The 20,887-nt window shown below is 35.3% G+C and carries 13 protein-coding genes; 1 reads left to right on the top strand and 12 read right to left on the bottom strand.

Going from position 1 to position 20,887, the window contains the following annotated elements; translation table 11 throughout:
- Window position 1: 1 nt before the first annotated feature.
- The 12 genes from VP395_RS05490 to VP395_RS05545 form a co-directional block, all read right to left on the bottom strand.
- Complete coding sequence (locus tag VP395_RS05490) at window positions 2-1,225, bottom strand: extracellular solute-binding protein (protein ID WP_346240742.1); 1,224 nt, start codon at window positions 1,223-1,225, stop codon at window positions 2-4.
- Window positions 1,225-2,364: a CaiB/BaiF CoA transferase family protein gene (locus tag VP395_RS05495; protein ID WP_346240743.1), complete on the bottom strand. Its 1,140-nt coding sequence runs from the start codon at window positions 2,362-2,364 to the stop codon at window positions 1,225-1,227. Before VP395_RS05495 ends, VP395_RS05490 begins: the two co-directional genes overlap by 1 nt.
- On the bottom strand, window positions 2,365-3,510 hold the full coding sequence (locus VP395_RS05500; RefSeq protein ID WP_346240744.1) for a CaiB/BaiF CoA transferase family protein: 1,146 nt from the start codon (window positions 3,508-3,510) through the stop codon (window positions 2,365-2,367).
- A gap of 11 nt (window positions 3,511-3,521) precedes the next feature.
- Window positions 3,522-4,661: an ABC transporter substrate-binding protein gene (locus VP395_RS05505; RefSeq protein WP_346240745.1), complete on the bottom strand. Its 1,140-nt coding sequence runs from the start codon at window positions 4,659-4,661 to the stop codon at window positions 3,522-3,524.
- Between the two features lie 28 nt (window positions 4,662-4,689).
- Window positions 4,690-5,847 (bottom strand): four-carbon acid sugar kinase family protein, encoded by a 1,158-nt coding sequence (locus VP395_RS05510; protein WP_346240746.1) that lies wholly within the window; start codon window positions 5,845-5,847, stop codon window positions 4,690-4,692.
- Window positions 5,847-6,875 carry a 4-hydroxythreonine-4-phosphate dehydrogenase PdxA gene (pdxA, locus tag VP395_RS05515; RefSeq protein WP_346240747.1) on the bottom strand — a complete coding sequence of 343 codons (1,029 nt, stop codon included), beginning with the start codon at window positions 6,873-6,875 and terminating at the stop codon, window positions 5,847-5,849. Before pdxA ends, VP395_RS05510 begins: the two co-directional genes overlap by 1 nt.
- 8 nt (window positions 6,876-6,883) lie before the next feature.
- Window positions 6,884-8,032 carry an iron-containing alcohol dehydrogenase gene (locus VP395_RS05520; RefSeq protein ID WP_346240748.1) on the bottom strand — a complete coding sequence of 383 codons (1,149 nt, stop codon included), beginning with the start codon at window positions 8,030-8,032 and terminating at the stop codon, window positions 6,884-6,886.
- 14 nt (window positions 8,033-8,046) lie between these two features.
- On the bottom strand, window positions 8,047-9,591 hold the full coding sequence (locus VP395_RS05525; RefSeq protein ID WP_346240749.1) for a sodium:solute symporter family protein: 1,545 nt from the start codon (window positions 9,589-9,591) through the stop codon (window positions 8,047-8,049).
- Window positions 9,592-9,618: 27 nt separating this feature from the next.
- Window positions 9,619-10,467 carry a dihydrodipicolinate synthase family protein gene (locus VP395_RS05530; protein WP_346240750.1) on the bottom strand — a complete coding sequence of 283 codons (849 nt, stop codon included), beginning with the start codon at window positions 10,465-10,467 and terminating at the stop codon, window positions 9,619-9,621.
- A 177-nt stretch (window positions 10,468-10,644) separates the two neighbouring features.
- A complete protein-coding gene (locus tag VP395_RS05535; protein WP_346240751.1) occupies window positions 10,645-11,421 on the bottom strand; it encodes a T9SS type A sorting domain-containing protein in 777 nt (258 codons plus the stop codon).
- Window positions 11,422-11,668: 247 nt separating this feature from the next.
- Window positions 11,669-12,934, bottom strand: coding sequence for a T9SS type A sorting domain-containing protein (locus VP395_RS05540; protein WP_346240752.1), 1,266 nt, complete (start codon window positions 12,932-12,934; stop codon window positions 11,669-11,671).
- Between the two features lie 411 nt (window positions 12,935-13,345).
- Window positions 13,346-16,957: a pectinesterase family protein gene (locus tag VP395_RS05545; protein WP_346240753.1), complete on the bottom strand. Its 3,612-nt coding sequence runs from the start codon at window positions 16,955-16,957 to the stop codon at window positions 13,346-13,348.
- Between the two features lie 602 nt (window positions 16,958-17,559).
- Here VP395_RS05545 and VP395_RS05550 point away from each other — a divergent pair.
- Window positions 17,560-20,877, top strand: coding sequence for a SusC/RagA family TonB-linked outer membrane protein (locus VP395_RS05550; RefSeq protein WP_346240754.1), 3,318 nt, complete (start codon window positions 17,560-17,562; stop codon window positions 20,875-20,877).
- The last annotated feature ends 10 nt before the right edge of the window (window positions 20,878-20,887 follow it).

The raw sequence follows: 20,887 nt of genomic DNA on the forward strand, positions 1-20,887 counted from the left end.
TTTATATGATTTTTTGGATGTTATTTTGAGTTTCTTCTAACAATTCTTTGGAAGGTGCTGTACCATTTATGGCTTTTAAAACCATGTGGTCTATCAATTCCGCTACCTTTGGCCAAACGGGTGTTTGTGGCAATGTTAAAGCATTTTCATGCAACATACTTAATTTATGATAGTATGGAATGGTTTTATTGATTTCCACATCATTCCAAGTCGATTTTCTACAACCGATGCCGCCTTCGTTTGTTAATAATTTGTCACTTTCGGGTGTTGTTGCATATTGCAAAAATTTATAAGCCAAAGCTTTATGTTTGCTTCCTGAACCAATGGTATATAACCAATACACATTTAGCGATGCTGATTTGTGGTTTTCATCATGTGGTAATTCTGCAATATCGACCTTTCCTTTTACTTTAGAAGCTTCAATTACTTCGCACATCGATGCAAATCCAAACCAGTTTATTGCCATAGCCGCTTCAGCAGTTGCGAATGCCATACCTGCTTCCACTGAACCAAAGTCTTTTGATCTTGGATGTGTTGTTTTTTTATTATTAACGATGTTTCTATAAAAATCCAAAGCTTTTACCGCTTCGGGTTTATTTATGCTTATTTGATTATTTATATCTAATAATGAACCGCCACGCGTCCATAATTGCAAACAAAAATCGAAAACCATATTATGACCATCGGGATAGTTTGCAAATACACATCCGTACAAATCCTTTTCAGGTCTGTTGAAAAATTCGGCTATTTGCGTGAATTGCTCCCACGTTTTTGGTGGTTGCAATTCGTAACCAAATTGGTTTTTGAAGGTTTCTTTTTCTAAGGAATTTTCAAATAAATCTTTTCTATAAATTAAACATTCAGGTCCATCATGAAATGGTAATCCGAAAACATCATTATTAATTTCCTGTAGATGAAGCAACGATTTATGCCATCCTTCTGGGAAATTATGCGGTGGATTATGTGCAATTAATGGTGATAAATTCTCAACTGCTTTGGCCTTTGCAGCATCAAAAATCCAGTCCGTGTTTATGTGAGCTATATCCCAATCACCATTCTGTAAGCCTTTTTTAGCGAGTGTTTCCTCATATAAATCGTGAAGTTCTAACGGAATCATTTCCACTTCAATGCTCAAATTATTTTCAGCACTAAATGTCTCCCATAATTTTTTTAAAGTGGTTTCAAAAGGTTCAAATTTCCGAACGGCAATTCTAAATTTTTCCATTAAGTATTGATTAATTCGTTTAAAATTTTCTGATTATGCTCACCCAGTTTTGGAGAACCTTTTTCCGATATAAATAATTCACCATCTATTTTTATAGGACATCGGGTTGTTTCATACCCATAACCATCGCCCATAGTTACTTTTTGAATATAATTCAACACTTTAAAGCCTTCTTCTTCAAAAAGCTCTTGGTAATTTAAAACCTTGGCACACCAAATATCAGCAGGTTCTAAAACTGAAAGCCAATGTGTTGTGGTTTGGGTTTTTAAATGAGTTGCCAATACCTTTTTTATTTTGTCCCTTAAAGTAAACTTGTTTTCTGGAAATTGCAGTAAGGCATCACATTTTAAAAGGTTTGCTAGCACTGGGACAGAACCCATTGCTAAGGCTAAAAACCCATCATTTGTTTTATAAATCCCATACGGCGCTCCTAAATACGCATGCGCATTATTGCTTTTGGTTCGCACAGGTAATTCGCCGCCATCGTTAAAAAATGTGGTTATGGTCTCAAATTGAAAATCGATAGCAGATTCTAACATACTCACTTGTACCAATGCACCAGAATCATTTATTGTTTTTCTATATAACGCCGCTAAAATACCTTGCGCCAAATGGGCACCTGCTAACATATCTACGATGGACAATCCCATAGCTACCGGCCCATCATTTTGATTACCAGTTAGCCATGTTAATGCGGTCATTGATTGTAACAATAAATCTTGACCAGGCTTATCCTTTAAATCGGGGTGGTTGCCATACCCTGATATTTCGGCATAAACCACTTTTGGGTTAATGGCTTTTACATCATCATAACTTAAACCTATACGCTTCATAACATCGGGTCTGAAATTATGCATCACCACATCGGCTTTTATCAGTAATTTTTTTATTGTTTTTAAATCTTCAGTGTTTTTAAAATCGGCTGCAAAGGATTCTTTATTTCTGTTGATTGTATGAAATATAGAAGATTCCCCATTCATTATTAAATCGGAAGTATACAACGTTCTACAAATATCACCTGTTCCCGGTTTTTCAATTTTGATGACCCTTGCGCCTAAATCTGCTAAACGTAAACTTGCCGATGGCCCAGATAAAAACTGGCTAAAATCTACTATTAAATAATCTTCTAAAGGCTTCATTTAAATCTTTAAAAATTGTTCAATTATCTTCTCATTATCTTCCCCTACTTTTGGTGCCGCTTTGGTACTACTTAATATAGTTTCATCAAACTTTACAGGATGCCTGGTTGTTTCCATTTCCTTTCCTTCTGAATTTTTAACGGTTTGTTTTAACTGTAAATCCTTCATAAATGGCTGATGATTTAAGTCGTTATAATCCGATACTTTTTCACACCACATGCCTTTTTCACGCAAAGCTTTAATCCAATAATCTGAATCTTTTGTAATTATTTGTTTACTTAATATTTTTCGAATGGCTGCACGCGACCTAAACCATGTTTTTTTATTGGTATATTTGCTTAAATCAACTTCAAGAATACTACCTAACAAAAGTAAATCGCCCATTGCCAATGCTAAATAACCATCGGCGGTTTCGTAAATTCCGTAAGGCGCACTTAAAAATGCGTGAGCACTTCCACGTACATTTCCTCTGTCGGCAAGCTTTCCTCCGTTATTTAAAAATATGGTGAGTGCTTCAAACTGCACATCTAAAATAGATTCCAACAAACTCACTTCAACCAAAACGCCTTTACCTGTTTTGGCTCGCTTTAATAAGGCTGCTAAAATGCCTTGAACAAAATGGTTTCCGCACATTAAATCTGCAACCGCCAACCCAAAAGGCACAGGACCTTGACTGCTTTTTCCGCTTAACCAAGTTAAACCTGAAAGTGATTGAATTAATAAATCCTGTCCCGGTTTTTTTGCCCATGGTCCTTTTTCGCCATAACCTGTGATAACACCGTAAATTATTTTAGGGTTTATAGCTAAAACATCTTCAAAGGTTAGCCCTATTTTTTCCATAACGCCAGGTCGGAAATTATGGGTCATAATATCTGCTTTAGCGATTAGTTTTTTAACTTGTACTAAATCGTCTGGATTTTTTAAATCGGCTGCAAACGATTCTTTGTTTCTGTTGATGGTATGAAACAGCATGCTACTTTCATCAACAAATAAATCTTTAATGCTTAATTGACGGCATGCTTCGCCTTTTATTGGGCGTTCAATTTTGATGACACGCGCACCCATATCGGCGAGTTTTAAACCCGCTGAAGGTCCTGCCAAAAATTGTGCAAATTCCAATACCAATAAACCTTCTAATGGTTTCACTTTTTTATTTTTTAATGTGTTAGTGAATCTCTATAAATAGCATTCATTTTATCTACCGCCGCTTCAATGGATGTTTTTCCAGTAATGGCATCATGGATAACAGGACTTGCTTCATCTTGAAAGTGCATATAGCCATAATATTGTGGACGCATGGTAGCTTCATCTAAAGTCTGTAATGTGTCTTTAAAAAAGTTTTTACATTGACTATTTACATCATCATTTAACCACGCTTTTCTGTGTCCGGGTTGTCCACCGAATTCAAAATACAAACCAGATTGTGTTTTTTCTAAAGCTGTAAACTCGGCATATTTCATGGCAATTTCAGCATGTTTCGTTTGGGAAGATACGGCAATACCTGCTCCGCCTAATGTAGAGCGAAGTCGTTTTCCATTAAAAGCTACCAAACCTCCCGCTTTTAAGGTATAGTCGGCATAATTTTTTTTCGAATAATTTGAATAACCATAATTGAACGGACTGTACACAATATCGTTGGTTCGGGTCATTCTCTCATAAATCTTTATAGGATTCATTTCCAAACAAAATGATGGTGCTAAATCTACCAGCTCTTTATACATTTTTACGGCTTCAACCATAATGTTTCTAGGCGCTACCTCCGTTTTACTTTCAAAAACGTCAGCTCCTAAAGCGATACACATCATAAAATGATGCATTAACGTATCAATAGGAATGGAAGCAAATGCTACTTTTCCTGTTTTGGTTAGCACTAACAATTCTTCCCATGTTTTTGGAATTTGTATATTTTGTTGCTGTACCAAATCTTCTCTCCAAGTTGCTATGGGTGTTGCTGCATCGGTTGCTAAGGTCCATTGTTTTCCATTCACGTGGTAACTAGCATGCGATTTACCAACACTATTTTCTGCTAATTCATTTAAAAATTCGGCACTTAAATAATCATCAAAAGGCAAAAGCACTTTATCGCGTGCTGCAATGGATACATGCGGATTATCCATAATCAACAAATCGTAATTAGCTGTTAATTCACCTAAAGAAGCATCGGCAAAGGCTTGTAAAGAGCGTTTTTCCCAAATAATTCTAACATCGGGGTTTAATTCCTCAAACCGTTGTGCTGTTGCCACTACCGAGGTAAACCCTCGCGTATGATTCCATGCTATTCCTTTTAATATTTTCATTGAAGTTTTTAATCTATTTCTAAATATACTAATTTAATAAACCATTTGGCCATTGGTAACTGCCCGGTTTTATGGTGATGTGTTTTAATGGATCGTTGTTGTATTGCATACGCACTACCCCTGAAGCTAATTCTGCTATTGGGGTAAACGAATTCCAATGTAATTCATCCAACAAGCCATAAGCAGTAGCACCACCTTCAATAAAAAGCTCCTCAATATCTGAGGTTTCTATCAGTTTTTTTGCGATTAAACTCATTCGAGTTTTTAAATTTAGAGCGCTTTTGTTAAGTTGAATAACATCATTTGAAACTCTTAAAGCTAACTTCTTTTTATTTTTGTAAATACCCGATATTTCATTTATAAAATTCTTTAAAGCAGTTTTATCGAGTTTGGTTTCCAAAAGCGTCTCAGGAAAAACAACCAATGGACAATTTATTTTTTTAAGATTTTTTGAAAACTCAATGCTTTGGGGATGTGTACTTCCAGAAAGAAGCAAGTAATTGCTTTTAAAACTGTGCTCTGTTTGTTTGATTTTACATATTGCTAGTTTCATTTTAATTAGAAATTGCTCGAAAAAAGCAGCACTTCCTCCAATAAGCATGTCTTGATGATATAAGTTAACACTTTTTGATAGGTCTTCTACCGATCCACAATCTGGAACAAATATACCTTTTGTGTAGATTTCATTAAAAACCCCTGTATTCACTACAATAGTATGCTCTTTAGCAACTCTATCTAATATTAAACTTTTCACTAATGATGTATTTGAAGGAAAATCAGGGTCGGTAGCAAAACCAGTATGTTCTATTAAAATATCATTTATAAAATAGGATGCATTTTTAATGCAACGATTACCCTGTGGATTTGAAGGTTGCAATAAAACACATTCTTTTCCTTCGGCATCGAGCAGTGCTGAAAGTTCAATTAAAACATGCCCACGCAATACTGAATCGCATTTTTTAAATAGGATGTTTTTTGTTTTTGAAATAGTTTCTTCGGCTAGATGAAAATGAGTTTCATAAGCTTCATCTTCAGTCATGGAGCGTGTATCTGTTGCTATAATATTTATAGTGGCTACTTTTTCAGGAATAGCATCAATTCCGAAAGAAACGTCAATTCCATAGCGAAGACAAATGCCTGCAATTTCTGCGGCTCCAGTTAAATCATCAGCAATAACGGTAATCATTATTTTTTGTGTTTTGCCATAACTATGGCATAATCAATCGCTACTAACATAGCATCTGCCGAAGCAATGCCTTGACCTGCAATTTCAAAAGCGGTTCCATGATCTACTGAAGTTCGTATAATTGGCAAACCTAGTGTGATGTTTACTCCTTTTACACTTTTCATAGTCTCCTTTACATTGTCCCATTTAAAACCTTCTAGTTTAAACGGAATATGACCTTGGTCGTGATACATAGCGATACAACCATCAAACTTGCCTTGAACGGCTTTTACAAACATGGTATCTGGGGGAAACGGACCTTCAACCGTATAACCTAACTTATTGGCTTCTTCAATAGCAGGAATAATTTCGTTGACTTCCTCATCACCAAATAATTGGTTTTCTCCTGCATGTGGATTTAATCCAGCAACGGCAATTCTTGGTTGTTTAATTCCGAATTTTTTACAAGCATCATCCAATAACGTAATGACTTCAAATACGCGGTCTTTTTTACACAAATCGCAAGCTTGACGCAACGACACATGAGTACTTACGTGAATGACTCTAAAGTTTTCATCAGCCAAAAGCATGGCGAATTTTTTGGTGTTTGTATAATCGGCATAAATTTCAGTATGTCCTGAATATTTATGTCCTGCTTTGTGAATGGATTCTTTGTTTATTGGTGCTGTTACGGTTGCATCTATCTCTTTTGCCAACGCTAATTCAATGTTTTTTATAACAGCTTCAAAAGCGGCTTTTCCAGCCATAGCCGTTACGATGCCTGGTTTTAATTCTTTATTATTAACATTTTTTAAATCGTAAACATCAATAGTCCCGTATTCAAACTTAGCATCCACTACATTTTGAATCGCATTAATCTTTAATGAAGATTTTAATGAATTTACTTCGTTTTGCATCGCTTCAGCATCGCCTACAACTAAAGGGCTACATCTGTTGTAAACATCCTTTAACGCTAAGGTTTTAATTATAATTTCTGGACCAATTCCTGCAGGGTCGCCCATTGAGATTCCTATTTTCGGTTTCATCATTTTAGTCTTTAAAGTAGTCTTTTATAAATGGCAATGGCATCTTCCCTAGTAACTTCCCTTGGATTATTTTTCAACAACCGTGTTACTTTCATGGCTATATCGGCTAATTCTGGCAATACATCTTCGGTTACTCCAATCTCCGTTAATCTTTGTGGAATGTTACATGCTCTTGATATGGCTTCAATTTTTTCAATACCTATTAATGCTAAATTTTCATTTTTATCATTCCAAGTAACTCCTAAAGCACGTGCCACTTCAGCATGTCGTTTTAAGTTTGATGACATATTAAAGCGTAATACTTCGGGCATTAAAATAGCATTTGAAAGGCCGTGAGCTATATGAAATTTACCTCCCAACCCATAAGACAATGCATGAACTGCCGAAGTATTTACGGGCCCTAAGCACAAACCTCCATACATAGAACCTAATAACAATGCCGAACGTGCCTCTATATCGTTTCCATTATCATAAGCTTTTTGAATATTATCCGCTATAAGTTGAATGCCCTTTAATGCATACACATCTACTGTTGGATGCGCAAATTTGTTCGTATAAGCTTCAATACAATGCGACAAAGCATCAATACCCGTTTCAGCAGTTAATTTAGGCGGCAAACTGATGGTTAAAACAGGGTCGAGATAACAGGCATCTGGTACTAGATATGGACTAATAATTCCGCTTTTTGCTTGCGTATCTTCGTTTAATAAAATAGCATTTGGCGACACTTCACTACCGGTTCCTGATGTTGTAGGAATACATATTAGGTTTATTTTTCTTCCGTTCAAAAATCCAATGCCAACAACGTCTTCTAGCGATTGTGTATTATTTATAAGTGCTGCTAGCAATTTGGCACAATCTAACACGCTTCCACCACCAACACCTATAACACAATCGGGATTAACCCCTTTATTCTCACTTAATAATGTATTGAATTGCGAAAACGTAGGTTCTCCTAAGAATTTATATTCAACAAGTTGCACTTGCTTATTTTTAGACTGAAGACTTTTAATTGTTTGCTCAACAGCTTGCAACAACGGTGTTGCTACAAGCAGTAGTATATTGTTTGACCTTTCTAAAATAGTGTCGTTTGAAAGTTCTTGGATTGAACCTTCACCAAACACAATTTTTTGAGGCTGTAATAAGGTAATTGAATTCATTTCAATTTAATCTTTTATTGATTTTTCTCTTTAAGTTTAAAATATCCGTATATGGTTAATTCATCTTTTGGGTTTTCAGATTTGAAAAGGAAACTTGCGAAATAACCAACCACCAATACAATAAGATGGCTATATACCCCTAACATGTATTTATGCTGGGGAAAGTTTAAATTCCCTAAATCTAAAATTACAGAACCATCAATTTTTGTGGTTGTTAATACAGCGTAACCTGTAAATGCTACACAAACTGCTAAACCTACATATAAACCTTGTTTATTTGCGCGTCTTGAAAACAATCCTAAAAGAAAAATGCCTACAATACCTGCTGAGAAAATGGCGTATAATTCAAATACAACCCCAAGTACACCTTCACCGCTCCAAGCATTATATAATAGTGCCACGGCAGACATGGCCAAACCTGAAAACAACACTAATAATCGTCCCACAACTAATCTGTCTTTATCGGTACAATTAGGTTTGAAACGCTGGTAAAAATCTTCTACACCAATGGCTGCTAAACAATTCATATCGGAATCCAAACTGGAAACTGCCGCCGCAATTAATGCTGCCAATACCAAACCAACAGCACCCACCGGTAATTCTGTTCCTATAAAATAGGTAAAAGCTTGATCGGCATTTATACCTTCGGGCAATACTGCATTTCCAGAATTGTAAAACACAAACAACAATGAGCCAATTAGCATGAACAATGCCCAAACTGGCACACTGGCAAACACGCCTATATAAGCTGCTTTTTTAGCATCTTTATCATTTTTGGCCGCCAAATATCTTTGTACAATGGTTTGGTCTGTGCCGTATTTCTGTAATGCGTAAAAAGTGCCGTTAATAACCAGCACCCAAAACGTTAACTCAGTAAAACTAAAATTATAAGGTCCGAAATCTATTTTTTTCATGGTTACAGCTTCACTTAGCATATGTCCGGCACCTCCTTCATAATTAAACAATAAGATTCCTACACATAATAAGCCGCCTCCAATTAGCAAAAAACCTTGAATAACATCCATCCAAATAACAGCCTCCATACCCCCAAGCAAGGTTAGTAAAATAATAACCACACTAAGCATTAAAATATAAATTGAAACATCTAAACCTGTTAAGGTTGCCAATGCTAAACTAACCAAATACAACACCGTTCCCATTTTTGAAAAATGCGTTAATATAAATGCTATAGAACTATACATGCGTGCAAACACCCCGAACCGACGTTCAAAATATTCATAAGTACTTAAACGAATTACTTTACGAAATAAAGGGACAATAACCCAAATTAATCCTACTAAAACAATGGGTACCATTAAACCTTGCACTAATAATATCCAATTAGATTTATAGGCTGCCGCTGGATATGCTAAAAATGTAACACTACTAATTAAAGTAGCAAAAATGGAGATTCCAATAGCCCAAGCTGGTATGGTTTTACTTCCTGAGAAATATTGATCGGAACTTTTTTGCCTATTGGCAAAGTAAAACCCTGCACCCAGTGTGAATACTACCGAAATAATTACAATTACTACATCAATCCAATGAATGTTTAGCATAATGGTTGGTTCTTAGTTGGTTTAATTTTACTCCACCTCTGTTAATGGCGGCATCATGGTTTTATTACATATTTCCTTTTCATGCATTAAGGCCTTTAATACCGCTAAAGATTGCCCCAATGTTCTATCTTTTTGATATAGCAATGCTATTTTATCGGTTTCCCGTTGCCATTTTTCGCATGCATTCCAATCTTGATTAATGGCAGCATCATACAAACTTTTGTACATTTCCGGCACATAATTACCCGTACTAGGCACAATACCATCAGCCCCCACTTTTAAACTACCGGCAGTTTGTGCCCCCCAACCACAGAAATATGAGAAATCTGGATTGTTTTTATATGTTTTTATGAGCCATTCCATACGTTCAATATCACGTTCAGAATCTTTTAAACCCCAAATATTTGAATGTGAAGACAACTCGGTAACCACTTCCAAAGGAATGGTCATCTGCGTAGTTGCCTTGATATTATACATCATCACTGGTCCGTAAATCCTATCTGCTAATGTTTTATAAAAATGAGCCATTTGTTTAGGAGTTAGACCATAATAAGATGGCAGTGTTGCCACCACACAATCGGCTCCCGAACTTATATATAAATTGCCTCTATTAACCAAATCATCAACTTGATTGCCTACCAATCCGGCATAAATACATTGGTTTTTCGCTTTAGCTTTAACCGCGGCTTCAACTAAGCGAAAACTTTCTAATTCACTAATAGAACTAGATTCCCCCGTAGTACCTAATACCAACGGGTGAATACCATTTTTAGCAAAAAGCGTTACAATACGTTTTACAGCAACAACATCTACAGTGAAATCTTTATTGAGTGGCGTTATCATTGGCACTACAACCCCGGAAAAACGTTTTTGCATAAGTTATTAATTGAATGTCATGTTTATATTGCTAATATTAATAAATTAACAATAATGAGGTGCTATTTTTGAACGCTGACCAATTATATAAATTAACTACTAAAAGTATTAAGCAAAAAAAGAAGGATATACTTTTTAATGTATATCCTTCTTTTAAAAAAGTTATTATTAATGGGATTAATTCAATAATAATTTAACAGATTTTTGACCTTCTGCAGTTTTAATAGTAGCAACGTATAACCCAGCTTTAAAAGCAAAATCGGTATTACCATTCGTTTTAAATGTTTTTACCAACGCGCCTGTAATACTGTAAATATTTACTTCAGAACTAGTTTTTACGTTCGACACATAAACTCTATTTCCTATTGCTTGTACATTTGTTGAAACTGGAGATGTATTTTCTTTAACACCAAGCACACCATCAACCACTGAAATTCTATGGTAATTTATAGAAGAAGTAGCAGAAACATAAATAGTACCTCCAGCACCATTATAAGTAGCCGTTAAAATAACTCCTTGACCAGAATCTTCAGAAGTTGCAGAACCTAAAACAGTCGTTCCATCACTAACCTCACACGTACGACCTCCCGTACCATTAACCCTAAACCAAACTTTTATTGTAGAAGGACCAGTAACAGGAAAAGAAAAATAACGTCTTGTTGGTAAAGGATTTGTAGTACCACTTCCACTACTACCGTTTCCTGGCCATTCATTATTTGGTGTATAACCGTCAGGGAAATTCAAAGAACTAGATGTTGGACGCATTGCACCAAATGTAGCTGAAACTGCTGCCACAGTCAACCCATCTATAACTTGTTCTCCTGTAGTCATTTGAGCAAGATCTGCAGGCCAGCTTGTTGAAGTTGTTCCAATCTGCCAATCACGATCTTGAGCAATTGATAATGTTGATATTAACAACATTGGCAAAATAAATAAAAGTAATTTTTGTTTCATGTTTTATAGTTTTAGTTATAATACGACTACATTATTGTAATCGATTGCCTAATTTATGTATTTTTTTTTAAATTTCGGATATAGCTCTTAAAGATTTATTCTTATAAACCATTTATTCGTTTATTCGCAATTTTAATCGACGTAATACTGATTTGAGTTTAGTGTTTTTAAGATAATAATAAAAAAAGAGAATATCAATTAAGATATTCTCTTTTAAAACTTTAATTATGAACTTGTTACAAAAGAACTAGTTCAATAATAATTTAACAGATTTTTGACCTTCAGCGGTTTTTACCGTCGCTATATAAAGACCTGCTTTGAAAGCAAAATCCGTATTGCTATTTGTTTTAAACTCTTTTACTAAAGCACCAGTAATGGCATAAATTTTAACTTCAGTACTAGATTTTACGTTAGAAACATATACTCTGTTACCAACTGCCCTTACATCTGTTGTAACTGTTGAAGCCACATCATCAACATCCAAAGAAGCATCTAATTGAGCCTGTACGGCGCTTTTAATAGAAGTAGAACTTACAAACATTCTATAAAATCTAACGGTACCACCTCTGTACGCAAGCTTATAGGTTTGTGCATCAACCGCTTGAAATTCCATAACCCTTGGTGCTTCATCTCCAGTATCTCCACCAGAAAGACCGCTACAATCAAAAGCTCCGGTACCCGTACCTTTATCCTCAATTAAAACCGGTGTTCCAGTTCCTCCATAGGATTCAAACGAAAACCAACCTGTACTACAACCTAAAGTACCGTTTCCTTCAATATCTACATATTGACCTGAAGCCACCACGGTTAAATATTCGTTTGCCTGTAAATTAACCAAAAAGCCTCTAAACCTACCACTAGTGTTGTATCTTTTTTCACCAGGTGTTGTAAACTGCAAACAACCTGGAAATGCAGTAACATCCATACCATCAGGCAAAGTTAAACGTCTATAGTCTGTTCCAGCTAATGGGGTTGTATCAAATCCAGAACCATCATAACGTGTAATATCATCTCTTACCGTTAATAATCTATCGCTATTACTGTCTTTATAAAATACCATATCGGTGGTACCATCTAAATCTGGCATTAGTTGCGGTTTGGTATATAAACTTCCCCCACTTATCAAAGTGCCATTTGGAGGGTTTGGTGATGAACTTCTTGATGACATCTGGAAATTAGAAGTTGCGAAATTGCTATACCTACTATGAAAAGTTTTAAAATAAAGTGATACGGTACTTTCACCATTTTCGTTTCCATAAGGACCACTAGCATCATCTGGTTTAGGAGCATATGCAACCCCATCGGCATAATTAGTTACTGGGGAGCCACTGCCATCAACCCAATCTATTCCACGATTTTGATTACCCCATGCATTTAAATGACCTACAGGAAGCATGTTAGAATAACCTGCTCCAAGATCTTTAGCGCCAAAATCCCAATATTTGATTTGGGCTTGTGAAGTTGCCGTTAAAAGCAACATTGGTAAAATAAATAATAGTAATTGTTTTTTCATTTTAAATAATTTAAATATTAATAACTTAGTTGAGAGTGTATAGTAATAAGATTTTACAATTAATCACCATATATGTTTAGATGCTGCAATATCAGCAAATTAGTGATTTTGGGTATATAATTTTGAACTACGGTCAATTTTATAAATAACCAACAGCGCATTTAGGCATTCTTTTAATTCAACAAATAAAATTGAAAATATTTACAAAATATAGGGTTTTTTTTATCAAATCACAAATAATTAACATTTTACGCTTGTTAAAATCTATCATTATAGACCATAGTCATTATTAACCGTTATTAGCAGCAGCAATCTTTTATTTTCTTACAATTTTAAAATTTAGAATTTTTAACAAAAAAAGAGGAAACCTTATAAGTTCCCTCTTTTTGCTTTTCTATTATCTTTTTAGTATTAATGTGTTATTATCTTCACTGCTTTTTGTCCATCAGCATCTTTAATGGTTACAATAAAAAGACCTTTTTTAAATTCAAAATCGGTATCGCTTTGCGTTTTTACTGATTTAACCAAAACTCCTGTAATACTATAAATATTAATATCTGTACTTGACTTCACATTAGAAACATAGATTCTGCTATTATAAGCAGCTACTTTAACCCCTGTTTCATGGGCATTAAAATCATCAACTCCAAGAGACTCCAACTCTGCAATAGGATCCCAATTATCATTTCCTTTTGTAAAGTTAAATGTTGTAATAGGAGTTCCATCGTGTGTTAAAGTAGGCGAACTTAAAACGGTTGACCACGAAGCACGATTTCCTGAATTATCTATACCAGAAGCATTTTCAATAGTACCATATTCATACATTTTCGCTGATTCACCACCTAAAGAGCTTGTCCAACCAACAGGTGATATTAATGATAATCCTTCGGAGCCAGGGTAAGTAGACGCATCAATAGTTGTATTATAAAAAACCACTTCACTAGTTGTTGGTGCCCATGGGCGTCCAAAATACCCAGGTTTTGATCCATTAACAGATGCTGTTTCCACTCCAGGTACTGGTGATTTTACATGACACTCGTACATAAGGAAACCTCTTCCGCTACCTTGCTGTGCCGCTGTAATATAAGCTGCATCACTACCTGAATCGCTCGTATTAAGTACAAAGTCAGTTTTGTAAAACACCGCAGTCATACCTCCAAAAATATAGTCTACGGCACCCATCATAGCTCCTTTGTAAACTACAACTCGAGACCCTACACCTCCATAAAAAGAATCTTGACGACCAATAACACGGCAATTGTTTAAGATAACTTTATCTGTATTGTTAGCAATTCCAATAGCTGCAGCTTGCGTAACATATCCAGCAGCCCTGTTTTGAACACTTGTGTTACCGTAGTCTGTAGGCCTAACAGGATCAGAGCCTTTAGGCTGAACAATATCTTGAGATTCTTTTTGAGAAATGTATTGGTTAAATGAATTTTCCAAAATAATATCTTCAGCCGTGAAACCGTTTGCTGCAACCACTACTGTTGCATTCCAATAAGACGAACCACCGCCAGTACCTTCTTGATTTATATAATCTGTATAGCCATTTTCTGTGTTTACTGCCAAAGCTTCTGCATTCCATTTATTATTGGTTCCTTGACTAAAGAAGTTATATTTTTGTCCGTAATAAGAAGTAATTCTTACTGCGTTAGCATCAATATCAACGCCTGCATTTAAAAGTGCAATACTTGGTGAAGATGCTGCATTTTTTAAAGTAACATTAGAGCTGCTTATCACTAGCATTTCTTCGTAGTTACCAGGATCTACCATAACAGTAACACGCTCATTACTAAGTCTATCCATTAAAGAAATAGCTTTCAATGCCTCATTGATGGTTTGATAATCTTTACCAGTACCAACTGTTATAACGGGCGTATAAGCAACAATTTCCAATACTTTTATTGAAACAAAATAAGAAGTTCCAGCAGTAGTCAAGGTTACAGTACCGTCGGTTGTACCTGGATATACATATTCAGTAGTAATTCTTGTATTTGTACTATTGGAAGTGTTTTGTACCTGCGCACCACCTTCAATAGAATAGTTTGACTGATAGTAATCTGTAACCAGTACTTTATCACCCACCTTAACAGGAATCGCAATTGTAGCACCTCCCGAAGCCAATAAATCCCCATTTGAACCTCGTACATTCACAGTCCCGGTAAATGCAAGACCCTTATATGCCGTGGCATTAGAAATATTGCGGTTGTTAAAGACCCATTCACTCACAGGGTTAAATGTCAAGTTTTTTGAGGTATTTACACCGGCCACCGCTAAATTTGAGGTTAATGCCAACTCAATAGGGTAAGCGTCCAACCCATCATAAGAGATAGCGTAAACTCCATCGCGTAAAGCCACCGTAGTTACATCGGTAAAATTATATGAATAACCGGCTTCATTTTGGCTAGTAAAGGTTAAACTCAATGCACTTTTTTGGGTAGCATCTAAACCGGGTGTGTTTATTGTTATACTATATAAAGGTTTAGCAGAAAAAGCAATATTAGCTGTTTGACTAGCGGTTCCTATCGTAATAGTATTGGCCAAAATTTCAAAATCATTTACGCCATCTGCTGTAATGGTATATTCTACTCCAGCCTCTAGATCAACACTATAAGTTGATGCCCCTTTGTTTATTGAAACAATAGGGTTGTAAACTTTATTTGCAGCTGGATCTGGCGTGTAGTGCAATGCAAGGTTAGTAAGATCTACCAAGCCTGTTATATCTCCACTCACTGTATACAAATCAACTTGTATTACCGTAATGTCATGGGTAGTTGTTGAGTCGGTAACATTCAAACTAAGACCGCTAGAAATAACATAACCATTGGCACCACCTAAGCTTAAGTCATAAGTATATTCAGCTGGTAAATCGATGCTGTAAGTACCACTTGATACCACAGTAGAGAATGTTTTGCCTGCTTGGTTTGTAAAACCAATGGTATATCCACCTGGTATACCTGGTGCCAAGGTTTCATCAATAGTACCAGTAATTGTTTTATAATTAGCAGCTTTTCTTTGAATCCTGTAATAACTGGGCTTATCTACAGCATCGTATATACGGTATACCCCGCCAGTTTTTGCAACAAATTTAAGTTGCGTAAGTGTTGTTCCAACAGCCACAACATCATCTTGAGCAGACGGATTCGCTTCATACATGAAATGAATTTGCCCAGTTCCAGACTGCGTTATCATATATACTGATACTTCATCATCTTCATTTAATGTTAATCTCATATATCTATCTGGAGTAGTTCCATTTTGATATACCCTACCTATATAACCAGCTACGCCTCCTAAATTCTCATCGTAACGTGTAAGATTGGTATTTGATGTTCTCAATCGATCATTAGAGCCTCCAACCCACCCTAAATCGCCTTCGGTAAACGACGGTAATACAACACCGGCAGTTCCTGGTGTTGTTGCACCATACCAAGCATTTATTTTAGCTTCGGTTAACATATTATTATAAAGTACATTATCCAATTGCTGAGCGCCAAAATCCCAAACGTCTGTTTTCTCAATTACAACCACAAGATTCGTTACATCTATTGCCGGTGTATAAGCATTAGATCCACTAAAAGTGAAATATAAAGTAATCGCACCACCTGTGTAAGTAAATTCATAGTATCCCGTTTGATCTCCCATACCAGGATGATTATCCATGTCTACGTCCATAGTACCTAGTTCGCTACCACCAACGGTTGTACCTCCACTCATGGTGCCCGAACTAAACACAGAACCGTAAAAACGAATTGTATTCTGCCCCTCGGCAACGTCAACTTCCAAGGAATTACCCGTTTTAAATGCAATCCCGTAACCAGCACTATGCCATTGGGAAGTAGGAGCTTGGGTCCTTAATTTACCATCTGGACTTACTGTAGAAGTAACGGGATCCCATTGAGTACCTGTATTGGTAAAAGTAGATTGATTTCCTAGATTATAGGAGGTAGTTGTTTGAGCTTGTACCGCAAAGTCAAATAGCATCAAAAGAATCATACTAAAAAAGGAAAGTTTTCTCATAATTATCAGTTTAATTATAGTTAGTAAAAATTGTAAAAGCCCTCATTAATCAACAAGATCTATTCCTGTTAAAAAACAAATAATAAAGAACTGCAGGTAAACTGGAATTGGAGCATTGATTAAAACAATAATCAAAATGCAATCGATTACTCAAATATATAACAAAAAAAATATTAAACAACTAGTACATACATATATTTCATGTAACACCTTAAAAACAGCTTATTTATGAAGGTGATTTCGTCAAAAAACCAACAGAAATTCCGCTATTACAAAAGTGCATACATACTTTTCTAATGGTGGATGAATTTTAAGAACCAGTGATTAAGCAAAAAAAAACGAGAAAAATTTATGTTAATTTTATCTAAAAATTTGCATTCAACTAAATATTATCTATATTTGAGCAATCGATTACACAAACAGTTATTAACTTGTTACTCTTACCGCCTTATTGGTTTTAACTTATTAAGATGGGGAATTTCAGGTTTTTTTGTTAATTTAGAGAACTTTCACTCTTTAAAAACTTAGTGTAATCAAAATAGTTTTTTTTTAAAACTCTAACTTTAAAAATCAAGCAACTTTAACAACTAAACAAATTTTTTATGACAAACCATTCCTTATTTGATTATCTTTTTTTCTTTCCAAAAGTCAGAAAGAAAATAACGCACTTTAATAAGGCTTATTTAGCTTTATTTATAGGAGCTTTTTTGCTTTGCATAGGCAACGTACATGCGCAAAGCCAAATAACTATTAGTGGAGTAGTAACAGATGGTGGCGAATTAGGCGGGCCTCTTCCTGGTGTTACAGTTCTGGTTAAAGGAACATCTAATGGTACTTCTACAGATTTTGACGGACAGTTTACAATTAACAATGTAGCTTCAAACGCAACCATCGTATTCTCTTATATTGGTTATAAAACCCAAGAAGTAGCTGTAAACAACAAAACATCTATTAATATTACCTTAGAAACAGATTTAAGTCAGTTAGACGAAATTGTACTTATTGATTACGGTTACGGAAAAGTAAAAAAAGCAGACATGACGGGTGCTACTGCTAGTATTAGCAGTAAAGAACTATCAACTATACCTATCTCAAGTGCTGCCGAAGCACTTTCTGGAAGATTACCTGGTGTAAATGTAACTTCTGCCGATGGTGAACCTGGTGCTGAAATTAGAATTAGAGTGAGAGGTGGTACATCCTTATCACAAGATAATAGCCCTTTATTTGTAGTAGATGGTTTTATTGTTGGTGGTATAGATAACATACCTGTTAACGATATTGCCAGTATTGACGTTTTAAAGGATGCAGGTGCTACCGCCATTTATGGTGCATCAGCATCTAATGGTGTTATTGTGGTAACTACTAAAAACCCTGTTGCTGGAAAAACCTCAATAAATTATAATAACTATTACCAATTTAACGAATTACCTCAAGACAGGAAGTATGAGGTTTTAAGCCCTTATGAATTTGTTTTAGCTAATTACGAATACGAAGCATTAAGAGGACAAACAGCTATAGAAGGATTTGAAAAATATTTCGGTAAATATGACGATATAGAGCTTTACAAAAACAGAAAACCAACCGATTGGCAAGATGAATTATTTGGAGGCTCAAGAGTTTCTGAATATCACAATTTATCTATTGGTGGTGGAACAGAATTGACCAAAATGAATTTAAGTTTGTCTCATAATGCTGATGAAGGCTTGCTTACTGGTTCTGCTTACGAAAGAACTGCTATTAATTTTAAATTAAACCAGAAAATATCAGACAGACTTTCATTTGATGCACAAGCAAGGATAACAAACACTATTAAAGATGGCGCAGGAACATCAAGTGGCCAGTTAAGCATTAAAGATGCTGTTCAAACAAGACCTGTTAATGGTATTGCTGATGAACTGGACATTGATTTAAATCAAGTAACCGATGATGATGATTTTCAACAATTTCTTTTGGGTTTAAAAAACCCTAACGATATCGTTAAACAAGATTGGAGAAAAAGAACTGATTACGATTATGTTTTTAATGCCGCTTTAACTTGGTCTATCACAGATGAAATTACCGCAAAAACATCATTTTCACGTTCAAAAGGATTCCAAGAAGATTTAAGATTTTATGGTCCATTAACAAGTGAATCGTTCAACAATGGAGGTAGCTTACCACTTGGTCAAAGAACAAACAGAGATGATCATTCATACCGTTGGGTTAACACTTTGAATTATAAAAAAGACTGGGGAGACTCAAGGATAGACTTTTTAGTTGGACATGAAGTATCTTCAAATGGTGGAAAATCTAATTTTATTAGAGCTGAAAACTTTAGGCTATCTATAACCCCTGAGGAGTTATTTGCTAACATGCAGTTTGGTGATGTAGATAGAATTTCAGGTGGTCAATTTACAGATTCAAATAGAAAATCGCTATTTGGACGATTTGATTTCCAATTACAAGACAAATACATCTTTACGCTTACGGCTAGAGCAGACCAATCTAGTAAATTCGCTAAAGAAAACTCTTTAGGTATTTTCCCGGCATTAGCATTTGCTTGGAAACTAGACCAAGAAAATTTCATGAAGGATGTAGATTTTGTTGATGAACTAAAAATAAGAATAAGTTATGGTGAAACTGGTAACGATAGAATTGGTTCTGGTTTAACACAATTTCTTTTTGAAGGAACAACAAACAGAGGCCCTGGTTTTGGTAATGTAGACAACCTTTACTACCAACCAGAAAGTAGTTCGTTGTACAATCCATTTTTAAAATGGGAAACTACAGTAACCAGCAACTATGGTGTAGATTTTACTATGTTTAAGAAACGTTTAAATGGTAGTTTCGACTATTACAGAAACGAAACACGCGATTTACTTTACACGCAAGCTATCCCAACTAATACTGGTTTTAATGAACAATATGCTAATATTGGTAGTACTGCTAATAATGGATTAGAACTTGGCTTAACAGGTTATATTGTTGACACTAAAGATTTTTCATTATCTGCTAATTTCAATATAGGTAGAAACATACTTACTATTGAAAAATTAGATGGAACTCAGAACAAATTTGCACAGTCTAATTGGGCAAGTACCGACCTTAGAAACAGAAATGATTATCAACTAGAACTTGGAGGTAAAATTGGTAACATGTTTGGTTTTGTTACTGACGGCTTTTATTCAGTAGATGATTTTGAAAGCTATGATGCTGTGGCTAATAGGTATATTTTAAAAACAGGTATCGCCGATGCTTCTGGTACAGTAGGTAATACATTAAGACCTGGAACTTTAAAATTAAAAGACCTAAACAATGATGGTGCCATAAATGATTTGGACAGAAAAGTTATTGGTAATGCCTTACCAGATTTTCAAGGAGGTTTTGGTTTAAATTTTAGATATAAAGGCTTTGATTTAGCCACGTTCTTTAATTACCAAGTTGGAAACGACGTTTATAATACAGGTAAAATACAATTCAATCAGTTTAGAAGAGTTTCTAATGGTAACTTATTACAAACTATGAGTCTAGAAAATAGATTTACCTATTTAGATATTGATGGCTCATACACCGGCACTCCTGGTGGCATTGTAACCGATTTAGAACAATTAAGAGAAATAAATCAAGGTAAAAATATCTGGTCTCATGCCAGCCATGGTATTGCTGCTGCGGTTATCCATGATTGGGCTATTGAAGATGGGTCATTCTTAAGATTAAATAACGTAACTTTAGGGTATAGTTTACCTGAAAAATTAATCTCTAAAGTAGGGTTATCTAAAGTTAGAGTATTCGCAACAGGTAGAAACTTACATATATGGACTAAGTATTCTGGGTACGACCCAGAAGTTAACTCAAGTAGCAACCCTTTTACTCCTGGACTTGATAGATCATCTTTCCCTAGAGCGCGTTCGTACACTTTTGGAGTTAACTTAACATTTTAATAAAAAAATT

This window comes from Mariniflexile soesokkakense, assembly GCF_039650365.1.
GTDB lineage: Bacteria > Bacteroidota > Bacteroidia > Flavobacteriales > Flavobacteriaceae > Mariniflexile > Mariniflexile soesokkakense.

Bases quoted from the DNA above. Each gene is read 5' to 3' on its own strand.
- VP395_RS05510 (WP_346240746.1), bottom strand. From the start codon at position 5,847: ATGATTACCGTTATTGCTGATGATTTAACTGGAGCCGCAGAAATTGCA.
- VP395_RS05505 (WP_346240745.1), bottom strand. From the start codon at position 4,661: ATGAAAATATTAAAAGGAATAGCATGGAATCATACGCGAGGGTTTACC.
- VP395_RS05530 (WP_346240750.1), bottom strand. From the start codon at position 10,467: ATGCAAAAACGTTTTTCCGGGGTTGTAGTGCCAATGATAACGCCACTC.
- VP395_RS05495 (WP_346240743.1), bottom strand. From the start codon at position 2,364: ATGAAGCCTTTAGAAGATTATTTAATAGTAGATTTTAGCCAGTTTTTA.
- VP395_RS05520 (WP_346240748.1), bottom strand. From the start codon at position 8,032: ATGAATTCAATTACCTTATTACAGCCTCAAAAAATTGTGTTTGGTGAA.
- VP395_RS05490 (WP_346240742.1), bottom strand. From the start codon at position 1,225: ATGGAAAAATTTAGAATTGCCGTTCGGAAATTTGAACCTTTTGAAACC.
- VP395_RS05525 (WP_346240749.1), bottom strand. From the start codon at position 9,591: ATGCTAAACATTCATTGGATTGATGTAGTAATTGTAATTATTTCGGTA.
- pdxA (WP_346240747.1), bottom strand. From the start codon at position 6,875: ATGATGAAACCGAAAATAGGAATCTCAATGGGCGACCCTGCAGGAATT.
- VP395_RS05540 (WP_346240752.1), bottom strand. From the start codon at position 12,934: ATGAAAAAACAATTACTATTATTTATTTTACCAATGTTGCTTTTAACG.
- VP395_RS05550 (WP_346240754.1), top strand. From the start codon at position 17,560: ATGACAAACCATTCCTTATTTGATTATCTTTTTTTCTTTCCAAAAGTC.
- VP395_RS05545 (WP_346240753.1), bottom strand. From the start codon at position 16,957: ATGAGAAAACTTTCCTTTTTTAGTATGATTCTTTTGATGCTATTTGAC.
- VP395_RS05535 (WP_346240751.1), bottom strand. From the start codon at position 11,421: ATGAAACAAAAATTACTTTTATTTATTTTGCCAATGTTGTTAATATCA.